Source organism: Psychromonas hadalis ATCC BAA-638 (assembly GCF_000420245.1).
GTDB lineage: Bacteria > Pseudomonadota > Gammaproteobacteria > Enterobacterales > Psychromonadaceae > Psychromonas > Psychromonas hadalis.
Genome location: NZ_ATUO01000128.1, coordinates 1 through 10,255, shown reverse-complemented (window position 1 = coordinate 10,255; position 10,255 = coordinate 1). Strand labels below are relative to the sequence as shown.

Sequence of the window (10,255 nt, the reverse complement as noted above, 5' to 3'; positions counted from 1 at the left end):
AAATTCCAGCGTTATCTCGAAGATGGCAGGTTAAGCATTGATAATAATCGAGCAGAGCGTGCAGTGAAGCCCTTTGTGATAGGTCGTAAGGCTTGGCTATTCTCGTACACCAATACAGGTGCGAACGCGAGTGCAATTTTATATAGTTTGGTTGAAACAGCAAAAGCGAATGATCTTATTGTTCATGATTATATCGCAACCTGCTTGCAGCAGATTGCTGAAAACCCGAATGATATTGATGCGTTGCTACCATGGAATATTAAGCGTAGCTAGGTGCCATTACCCAGACGCTTACGGTTAATCTGCTTTGATGAATGCATTATCTGTTTATTGTCTTGTTGGAACGTTTGCATTAGTTCACTGAGTACCAGACGCATCTCATCAGCTTGATAGATTACCGTACCTAATTCATCGCGGTGATCATTGTCCATTGGGTAAGATTGTAAATCACCTAAACGCATTCTTGATGATGCTTTGGCAATATTGTCTAATGGTTGGGTTATGTTTCGCGCAATTAACCAAGTAAACAGGGCACTTATTATAACCACTAAAAACCAGCTAATTTGCAGGGTGAGTAGGTGTTGTTGTGCATATGAATCACGTTGTAGTGTTAACAAAGTAACTAGCTGAGTGAGCTGTTCTTGCAATTTATCGTTTACATGATAAAAGATATCAAGCGGTTCTCTTTTTACTGCTCGTAGAGGGATCGCTTGATTGATTATTTGTAGTTTTTTCCATAAACGCTGACTTTCTTGTAGATTTTTTCTTATATCAATCTGATTAATAGAGGTGATATAAATACTTTTTTTCAAGGTTAAATCAAGGTGGATTTTACCCCCGTAAAGCATCGCTTTTACGTTTTGCTCAAAAAGAAACTGATTTTTTTTTATTGCACTGCGGTTAGGGGATTCACTGGTTATATTTACTTGTTGTCTGGCAAAGAAAAAAGCATTAGTAAATTGTGCAACAATAAGCTGTTGTTGCTGTGAAATTGCTATTTTAATATTATGCTGTTGTTGCTGATGACTCTCGTTGATGCTATTGATTGTGAGATAACTTACAGCACTTAATAGCAAGATAAGTAACATAGCAAGCTTCTGTCGAATTGAAAAAAAGTCTAACCACTTCATCATATTTAGTATAATCCCTATTTTTTGAAAGTAGATCACCTCAAAATATAGTAAATAGGTAAGGGAAAAGGCAAGATAAAAGCGAAGATAAAAAAGAAGTAATGCTGTTTTTTTGTGATAATTTAAGCTAGATCGCGCTAAGTGAGTCTTAGCGCATCGCCTTTCTTGTTATTGTTTAATACCTTCAACATGTAGATCCATATCAACATAACTTGAAGCGCCCATCACAGTGATACCAAAATCTTTCAGTTGTAGCCGTGTTGTTGCTTCAAACCCCGCACGGTAACCACCCCACGGATCGCTACCTTCACCAATAAACTGTGTTTGTAAGGTGATATTTTTGGTTACACCATGCAGTGTTAAATCACCGCTAATCGCTAAACTACCATCTGCATTTTTAACCACTTTGTTACTCACAAAAGTAGCTGTTGAGAATTTACTTGCGTTGATAAAATCAGCACTTCTAAGATGTTTATCACGCTCTGCATGATTTGAATCTAAGCTGCTGGTATCAATGCTAACAGCAACTTTAGATGCTTCTACATTATTAGCATCAAAACTGAAATTACCTGAAAACGTGTTAAAACGGCCTTGAATAAAACTGTAACCTAGGTGACTTACTTTAAAATTAACCGAAGCATGTGCGCCACTAGTATCAATTTTATAATCGGCTGCATTTACCCATGTTGGTAATGTGAGTACGGATGCAAGTGTTGTTATTAATAATAATTTTTTCATTTTAATTCCTTGAATTAGATCATTTTGTTGAGTGTATTGTCTTTGTTAATAAAATGGTGTTTGAGTGCTGCCAGTGCATGCAATAGAGCTAACCCGACTAAGCTATAGGTGAGATAAAAGTGAATATCACCTGCTATATCTTCTTGGTTTTCAATCAGAGAACCCAGTCCGGGTAGCGTAAATAGGTTGAAAATTTCAATGCCTCGGCCATCGGCGGTGGAGATCATGTAACCGGAGATAAAAATGGCAAAAAGCATCAGGTAAAGAAGATTATGTGCAATTTTTGCGACTGTTTTCTCCCACGGTTGCCCCTCTATTTCAGGTGTTGCTGTGGTTAATTTCCAAACCACCCTAAATAGCGTCAAGAGACAGAGCATGAAACCAACGGACTTGTGCCAATGAGGCGCAACTTTATACCATTCACTGTAATAGCTTAACTCAACCATCCAGTAACCCAATGCAAACAGCGAAAAAACAGCGAGTGCTGAGAGCCAGTGAATGATTTTAGTGAGTCGGTTGTACTGTGAAACTGTTTGAGACATTTTATTCTCTTTTGTTAATGAGCTGTTAATTAAGTGGCTTTCATTGTATCTAAAAAAATTAAAAAACAAAGAGATAGATATAGAATATTTTGTTCAAATTTTTTGACCTATTTTAAGTTTTAAGGGAAATCTTGTGCTTGCTGACTGGTTAACCAAATTGGATATTTTTGCATGACGGAATGAAATAGTTTGCTGTTGACCAGTGAGTTTAGCCAATGTTGCAAATGCGGGTAGGGGCTTTGCTCAAACCACTGTTTATCTACTGCTGAAAATTGGCGGATAAAGGGAAAAATAGCGATATCTGCCAGACGGATGTTATCTGAAAAAAGATAATCGTTTATCAACAAGCGTTGCTCCAATTGCACCAGAAAATCTTCACATTGCTCACGATAATAACTTTCACTATTCTCAGGAAAACGATCTGCGTACTTATATTTATCCAGCCAACCTTTAAACTCAAAATCATTTTTATCAATTAAAGCGATCATCTTGTGAATATTTCCCGCTAACCACTGATCGGGATCATTACGTGAAAGCGCCCACACCATGATGTCTAAACTCTCATCTAACACATCACCATCACTCAGTTGTAATACGGGTACGGTACCTTTGCTTGATAATTGCAGCATCTCGTTGGGTTTATCCTTCAAGATGATCTCACGTAACGTGACATGTTGTTGGCTACATGCGATAGCAAGACGAGCACGCATAGCATAAGGGCAACGACGGAATGAATAAAATAGTGGCGTCATAATTGATCCTGAGCATGAAGAGAAAGAAACACCTTTAGCTTATCAGATTAACCATTTTTTGCTGTTTATAAAATAAAACAATCGCTATAATTTTTTTTTAATATTTATATGAAAATAGGACTTATCATGGACTCATTTCAATGGGATGATACTTTTATTACTGGCCAAAAAGAGGTGGATGACCAACATTTTTATCTGGTGAAATTAATAAACCAGTTTGGTGAGCTGATAACAGAAAATGAAGTGTCATTTAAAAGGGTTAATACTGTGTATGAAGAGTTAAAGTCTTACGCAATTTACCATTTTCAACAAGAAGAACAGTTGATGCGCGATGCTGGCATCGACGCTAAATTTCTCACGTTGCATATCAACGTGCATCAGGATTTTTTAGGAAAAGTGGTGATGATGCATGAACAACTTTCAGAGAGTAATTTCAGTGCCAGTAAACATCTATTAGATTTTTTGACGCATTGGTTAGTCTTTCATATCTTAGGTATGGATAAAAACATGGGGCGACAAATTGATAAAATAAATGCAGGTATGCCCGCTCTACAAGCTTTTCAATCGGAAGTCGCAGAAAAAGATGGTACGACTGAAGCGTTATTGGGGGCCTTAAACAGTCTTTTTTCTCAAGTTTCAGCGCGTAATCAAGAGTTGGTTTTGTTAAATCAAAGCTTAGAAAATAAAGTAGCGGAAAGAACGCGTGCTTTACTGCAATTAAATAAAAATTTAGAGCATTTGGCGATCACTGACCAATTAACCAATCTACCTAATCGCCGTTTTGCCATTTCACATCTCAGTATGCTGTGGGACAAACCGAACAATTCAACGTTATCACTATCTTGTTTAATGATTGATATTGATAACTTTAAAATAGTTAATGATAATTATGGGCATGATGCGGGTGATAAAGTATTAATTGAACTCACGTATAAATTGCAACAAACACTGCGCAATGACGATGTTATTTGCCGTTTAGGTGGCGATGAGTTTTTAGTTATTTGTGAAAATACCGCGCTTTCTGGGGCTCATCACATTGCTAAAATACTCTCGGAAGCGGTGCAAACGTTAACTGTTTCAGTGGGAAGTGGAGTATGGCTTGGCAGTATCAGCATTGGTGTTGCGACAAGACTTAGTTCGATGAAAAACCTTGAGGAGCTTATTAAAATGGCTGATCAAGGTGTTTATTTAGCAAAAAAATCGGGTAAAGGCTGTGTCAAAAGTATTTAATTATTATTATTTTTGAGTTGGCTGATTTTTTCTAATTTAGCTTGTTTAATAATTTGTAAAGCAGACGACAAAAATAGGCCCGCTAAGATAAATGCAACCACTAAATCAGGTAGGGCACTGCCACTGTACCAAACGCCAGATGCCGCCACTAATACCACTAAATTACCAATGGCATCGTTACGACTGCATAACCATACCGAGCGCACATTAGCATCTCCATCTTTATAGCGCATCAACAGTAATACGCTAACGACATTGGCGGTAAAGGCCAACAGTGCGATGCCACCCATAGTGAGTGCATCGGGGCTGCCTAAAACAAAAAAACGATAAAGAGTCGAAGCAAATACCCACAGCGCCATTAATAATAAGCTATAACCTTTAAAAAGAGCGACATTACTGCGCAGTGTTAACGATTTTCCTATTGCCCACAAACTGATGCCATAAGTCAGCGTATCGCCTAAAAAATCCAACGCATCTGCTTGTAATGCTTGTGATTGAGCGCCAATACCTGCACTCATTTCAATGAAAAACATCACGCCATTAATTGCAATTACCCACCATAAAATACGTTTATAATGGTCGCTCATACCGTCAAAATTGGTGTTCCCACCACAACATCCTGCCATTTTATTTCCCTATTGAGATTAATTACCATACAGTGAGTATAAAACCTCTAGTTACTTTAGGTTCAAGTTTTATTTGATGTTAAATAGGAATAACAGATGGCAATTTACAGTATTGGCCAATTAGCCAAAAAAACAGCGTGTAAAATACCCACTATTCGTTATTACGAACAGATTGAGATATTGCCGAGTGCACTGCGCAGTGAGGGCAACCAACGTCGTTATAATGATTCACATCTGCAACGTTTGATTTTTGTGCGTCATTGTCGTGCGTTAGGGTTTAGCCTCGATGAAATACGTCAACTTATTCACTTGCAAACTTGTCAGCACCATACTGCGGATGAAGCACATGTGATTGCACAAAAGCATCTTCAGGAGGTGTTGCTAAAAATAACGCAGTTGCAACTTTTAGCCACTGAATTACAGGAAGTGGTGGATTGTTGCTCAGAAGGGGAACCACATCAGTGTCAAATTTTAAATGTATTAAATAAACCGTGCGCCAATAGTTAAAAAAACATTCAATTTTTGCTAAAAAAAGGCATCAGTGCTATTTTCCAGCGTCGTTTTTAAATATTTAATGAGGAGTATCACGTTGCAATCAGTTGTTGATTTTTTAAATGGAATTATCTGGAGCCCCGCGCTTATTTATTTATGTTTAGCCGCCGGTCTGTTTTACTCCATTCAAACACGCTTTGTGCAAGTACGCCTTTTTCGCGAAATGTGGCGATTATTATTATCAGGAAAAAAATCAGATCATGGCATCTCTTCGTTTCAAGCGTTAGCGGTTTCACTTTCTGGTCGTGTAGGCACGGGTAACATTGCAGGTGTTGCCGCTGCTATCGGTTTTGGTGGTCCTGGAGCTGTTTTTTGGATGTGGATGGTGGCATTTTTAGGCGCTGCGACTGCGTATACGGAATCCACATTAGCGCAAATCTACAAAGAGGTGGACGATGGACAATATCGTGGTGGTCCCGCTTATTACATTGAAAAAGTAACAGGACAAAAATGGTATGCAGTGATTTTTGCACTCACCACCATTATGGCGTGTGGATTGTTATTACCCGGTATTCAATCGAACAGCATTGGTAATGCCGTTGAACTTGCTTTTGGTGCGGGTGAAATGATAGATACAGGTGTTGGTTTAATCAGTTCAACAAAAATTGCCACCGCTGCGGGTATTGTACTGGTATTAGGTTTTATTATTTTTGGGGGGGTAAAACGTATTGCTAGTTTTACGCAATATGTTGTGCCATTTATGGCGCTCGCTTATATTATTGTCGCTTGTGTGATTATTGCACTGCATATCACCGAGTTACCGACTGTTTTTATGATGATTATTGGTGATGCATTTACGCCAATGGCAGGTTTTGGTGCCGCTATCGGTTGGGGGGTGAAACGTGGTGTTTACTCCAATGAAGCGGGACAAGGTACAGGGCCACATGCGGCAGCCGCTGCAGAAGTTGAACATCCTGCACAACAAGGGTTAGTACAAGCATTTTCAGTTTACATTGATACTCTGTTTGTGTGTTCTGCCACCGCATTTGTTATCTTAATTACCGGTGCTTATAACGTACATGGCGTCGGTGACAGCTTTCTCGTGCAAAATTTAGCCGCGGATATTGCTGCTAATAGCCCCGCATTTACGCAAATAGCGGTCGAAAAAGTATTACCCGGTGTAGGGAAGCCCTTTGTCGCATTGGCACTGTTTTTCTTCTCCTTTACCACTATTTTAGCTTATTACTATATTGCAGAAACCAATGTTGCTTATATTCGTCGTACCTTAAAAAGTGCCAACTTTACCTTCATTCTTAAAATTGCACTGATGATGGCGACTTTTTACGGCACAATCAAAACCGCCGATCTCGCATGGGGGTTAGGTGATGTCGGTGTGGGATTAATGGCATGGTTGAATATTGTTGGTTTATTGATCATCTTCTTTATGGGCAGACCTGCACTCAAAGCATTAAAAGATTATGAAGCACAACGTAAAGAGAAAAAAGAGGTCTACACCTTTGACCCATTAAAATTAGGCATTAAAGGGGCGACTTTTTGGGAAGACAAAATAAAAAATAAGTAATAAAATGGCTTGAACGAATTGTTCAAGCCATTTTTTCTGAGACATTGTTTATTTTTTTGTTGTAACAATATGTATTGCAGGCTTTGTTGATAGGTAAGCTGTGTCGGCTTGGTCTAAGTGATTATAAGCCATTAAAGCACGTAACCCTTTAATATAAGCTTCACCACGCTCTGAGTATTTTATCAGTGTCCCTGCTAATAAAACCCCCGATGAACTTTTATTTTTACTACGCTGTTGGGCGCGCAGTGTGCGTAACGCTGAATAAGCAGAAGCGCGATTGATATTAAGCATATATCCCTCAACCGAGGCAAGCGGGCTATCAAAACGTGCAATGCCGTAATTACCTAACGCTTTACGCTGTTGTTTCGGTTTGATGCCATTGCCGCTGAAATCCCATTGCCCAAAAAACGCATTACCCTCATGTGCAAAACGTGATGTTCCCCAGCCACTCTCCTCAACGGTCTGCGCTAACGCAAGTGAGGGGGGGATGATATCAACTTGTGTTAATAACGCGGTAATAAGTTGATCGGTTAAGGGGGTGTTTTTATCTTTTATTAACCGATATTTAATGGCTATATTAACGAGCGCACTTGCTGTTAACGATGATGTTTTAATGGTTTTACGCTCGGCTAAAATATTTTCGTTAGCGAGTAAAATAAGTGGCAACATCATGCGCAGAAAAATACGTTTTTTCGTTTCAACAGGCATCTTTTGTGAATTTTCTTGCCAATGCTCGCTAATACCTGAAAAAGTGATGCGTGGTACTTCTCTATTACCACTTTCCCATGCTTTTAAAGTGTAATGCTGTTTTTCAAAAAACAGTTGTAACTCATCATAGGATTGCAGTGAGATCTCGGTCGGTTGAGTTGACGACTCGGTTAATTGCTGCTCACTGCAAGCTGCTAATAACATGAAACACAATATTGTAACTAATTTTTTTATCATTTTTTATCCTGTTAAATGCGATTAACTTTGTAATATTTTAAGGGGTAATCCGAGGATCTCATCGCCCGTGCCTGCTAATGCCCAAATAATAGCGATTAACGCACCGACGGTGAGAAAGTACCACGCCGTTGCAAAGAGTTGCCCGTATCTATCAAGTGGTAAAAGGTGGCTTTGATGGCGTGTTTTCCACTCAAATACAATCTCTAAACTACCGATTAACAACATAAATCCAAGCAGTGCCAAGCCTAAACTATAACTTAAATAAACCCCAATACCTGCGCCAGCAATACAGGCGACCAAACCCATGGTGCTGTTCATGGAAAAGCTAATACTTTTTAAAATATGCCCCCCATCAAGCGGCAATATAGGCAGTAGGTTAAACAGATTAAGTAGGGCGTTAAAAGCAGCAAGCCCTGCAAAAAAGGTCTCACCGGTTATCCAATAAGCAATGAGTGCCACAATTGACATAAGTAAACCAAAACAGGGACCCATAATAGAGATAACAACATCTTGCCAACGGGTATTGATTTTATCATCACTCATGGCAAGACCCCCCATAAACGGGATCAGGTAGATACCTTTGGTTTTCATGCCAAAATGTTTCATCGCTTTAATATGGCCATATTCATGAAATACCAAACAAGCAATCAGTGCCAGTGCAAATTGAAAAGAGAATAACCAAGAGTAAGCTGCAATACTTGCCCCGGCTAAGACTACTTTGATCACCTTGACACTTTTAAGCAGTTTAAAACCTAATGATGCGAGTCCTATAAAGCTCACTTTACGTTGTACTTCGGCAGGTTTTACCGGTACTTGTTGTTCGATATCTTTACTGTTTCGACTGCCTTCTGTGAGGACTTTTTGTTCATGCAACAGTTGGTACTTTAATGAAAATGGTTGCCAATTGAGATCGATTTTAAGACTGATTTTAACGGGTGTCGCCTCTGTTTGTTGCGCCGTTTGCATCAACAATTCAAATTCATGGGTATAGCTACCTTGGTTATCGCTACTGGCTTCTTTCACTGCAACCACGGCATTATCCCAAAATAGTTGCTGCCAGCCCGCCATTGAGCCCTCTAGCCTTAACTCTTTTCCTAAACAATCAACTCTTAATAGTTCCACAACATTTCTCTTTATATGACAGGGATTTTTATGTCGTGGATTATGCCTTGAAAATTTTTATGAAGCGAATAGCAGATGAAAATAAAGGTAAGTTTTTCCTCAATTCTTTTGTGCTTTACAGCGCTTTATTACAATTAATGTACAATGCGCCACTTTGAAGTTTGATAAAAATTAAGGTGAGTTTGAATTGAAAAATAAAAATTGTATTGTGATTGCCATTGCTGGCGCATCCGCTTCGGGTAAGAGCTTGATTGCGAATACTATTTTGGATGAGCTCTGTGCCGAGCTGGGTACAGATCAAATTGGTATTATCTCTGAAGATGCTTATTATCGAGATCAATCACACCTTTCGATGGAGCAACGTGTACGAACAAATTATGACCACCCTAAAGCCTTCGATCATGAATTATTATGTGAGCAACTTAAAACGCTTAAGTGTAATAAGGCCGTTGATATTCCTATTTATAGTTACACCGAGCATACGCGTGTCACTGAAACGATACAATTGACCCCTAAAAAAATTATAATACTAGAGGGTATCTTACTGTTAACTGATGCAAATCTTCGTGCACAAATTGATGTGAGTATTTTCATTGATACGCCATTAGACATCTGCTTAATGCGTCGCCTAAAAAGAGATATTGAAGAACGAGGACGTAGCATGGAATCGGTTATTGAGCAGTATACAACCACGGTTCGTCCGATGTTTATGCAGTTTATTGAGCCCTCAAAACAGCATGCCGATATTATCGTCCCGCGTGGTGGTAAAAATCGTATCGCGACAGACCTGTTAAAATCTCGAATCCGTTACTTACTTGGAAAATAGTGGTATATACCCATGTTACTTCAAGATGCTTTGTCAGGCACAAGCTCGACAATTAGAACAAGGCGCAACACGAGGTAATCGTCATTCACTTTTTGAGTGTTGCAACGCTGAGCTGGTTTTCGAGCTTGCGCCCCGCAGGGCAAGGCAACTTGTACCAATCTACGTCGTTATAAAATTTCGACTTAGAATGACTAGGCTTCAATTTTATGCCTAGTATATCGGCACAATTTGCCTTGCTGACTTTGCATCTTGAAGTATCATGGGTATACA

Annotated in this window: 12 protein-coding genes; 5 read left to right on the top strand and 7 right to left on the bottom strand. The window is 39.1% G+C overall.

The features are described from left to right. Nucleotides 1-273 (top strand): IS66 family transposase (locus tag G322_RS0114255; protein ID WP_022942418.1); only part of this gene is annotated, 273 nt, incomplete at its 5' end. Here G322_RS0114255 and G322_RS0114250 read toward each other — a convergent pair. The 4 genes from G322_RS0114250 to G322_RS0114235 form a co-directional block, all read right to left on the bottom strand. Then, the gene (locus G322_RS0114250; protein WP_022942417.1) at nt 270-1,133 is read right to left on the bottom strand and encodes a methyl-accepting chemotaxis protein; all 864 of its coding nucleotides are present in this window, start codon (nt 1,131-1,133) and stop codon (nt 270-272) included. The genes G322_RS0114255 and G322_RS0114250 overlap by 4 nt on opposite strands. 165 nt (nt 1,134-1,298) lie before the next feature. Next, on the bottom strand, nt 1,299-1,868 hold the full coding sequence (locus G322_RS0114245; protein ID WP_022942416.1) for a YceI family protein: 570 nt from the start codon (nt 1,866-1,868) through the stop codon (nt 1,299-1,301). A gap of 14 nt (nt 1,869-1,882) precedes the next feature. Continuing rightward, nucleotides 1,883-2,410: a cytochrome b gene (locus G322_RS0114240; protein ID WP_022942415.1), complete on the bottom strand. Its 528-nt coding sequence runs from the start codon at nt 2,408-2,410 to the stop codon at nt 1,883-1,885. 119 nt (nt 2,411-2,529) lie between these two features. Continuing rightward, nucleotides 2,530-3,162, bottom strand: a complete 633-nt coding sequence (locus tag G322_RS0114235; protein WP_022942414.1) for a glutathione S-transferase — start codon at nt 3,160-3,162, stop codon at nt 2,530-2,532. 126 nt (nt 3,163-3,288) lie between these two features. Here G322_RS0114235 and G322_RS0114230 point away from each other — a divergent pair, with 126 nt between their 5' ends. Further along, nucleotides 3,289-4,392 (top strand): GGDEF domain-containing protein, encoded by a 1,104-nt coding sequence (locus G322_RS0114230; protein WP_022942413.1) that lies wholly within the window; start codon nt 3,289-3,291, stop codon nt 4,390-4,392. Here the strand turns inward: G322_RS0114230 and G322_RS0114225 are convergent. Next, a complete protein-coding gene (locus G322_RS0114225) occupies nt 4,389-5,018 on the bottom strand; it encodes a cation efflux transmembrane domain-containing protein (RefSeq protein ID WP_022942412.1) in 630 nt (209 codons plus the stop codon). The two genes, G322_RS0114230 and G322_RS0114225, sit on opposite strands and share 4 nt — an antisense overlap. A gap of 96 nt (nt 5,019-5,114) precedes the next feature. Here G322_RS0114225 and G322_RS0114220 point away from each other — a divergent pair, with 96 nt between their 5' ends. After that, nucleotides 5,115-5,525 carry a MerR family transcriptional regulator gene (locus tag G322_RS0114220; RefSeq protein ID WP_022942411.1) on the top strand — a complete coding sequence of 137 codons (411 nt, stop codon included), beginning with the start codon at nt 5,115-5,117 and terminating at the stop codon, nt 5,523-5,525. Between the two features lie 82 nt (nt 5,526-5,607). Then, nucleotides 5,608-7,092 carry an alanine/glycine:cation symporter family protein gene (locus G322_RS20915; protein WP_022942410.1) on the top strand — a complete coding sequence of 495 codons (1,485 nt, stop codon included), beginning with the start codon at nt 5,608-5,610 and terminating at the stop codon, nt 7,090-7,092. Nucleotides 7,093-7,140: 48 nt separating this feature from the next. On the opposite strand, the gene G322_RS0114210 is transcribed toward G322_RS20915, so the two are convergent. Both G322_RS0114210 and G322_RS0114205 read right to left on the bottom strand, forming a co-directional pair. Continuing rightward, complete coding sequence (locus tag G322_RS0114210) at nt 7,141-8,037, bottom strand: glucosaminidase domain-containing protein (protein WP_022942409.1); 897 nt, start codon at nt 8,035-8,037, stop codon at nt 7,141-7,143. A gap of 21 nt (nt 8,038-8,058) precedes the next feature. Further along, the gene (locus tag G322_RS0114205; RefSeq protein ID WP_156873972.1) at nt 8,059-9,105 is read right to left on the bottom strand and encodes a site-2 protease family protein; all 1,047 of its coding nucleotides are present in this window, start codon (nt 9,103-9,105) and stop codon (nt 8,059-8,061) included. 241 nt (nt 9,106-9,346) lie between these two features. Here G322_RS0114205 and udk point away from each other — a divergent pair, with 241 nt between their 5' ends. Next, nucleotides 9,347-9,985, top strand: coding sequence for a uridine kinase (gene udk, locus G322_RS0114200; RefSeq protein WP_022942407.1), 639 nt, complete (start codon nt 9,347-9,349; stop codon nt 9,983-9,985). The last annotated feature ends 270 nt before the right edge of the window (nt 9,986-10,255 follow it).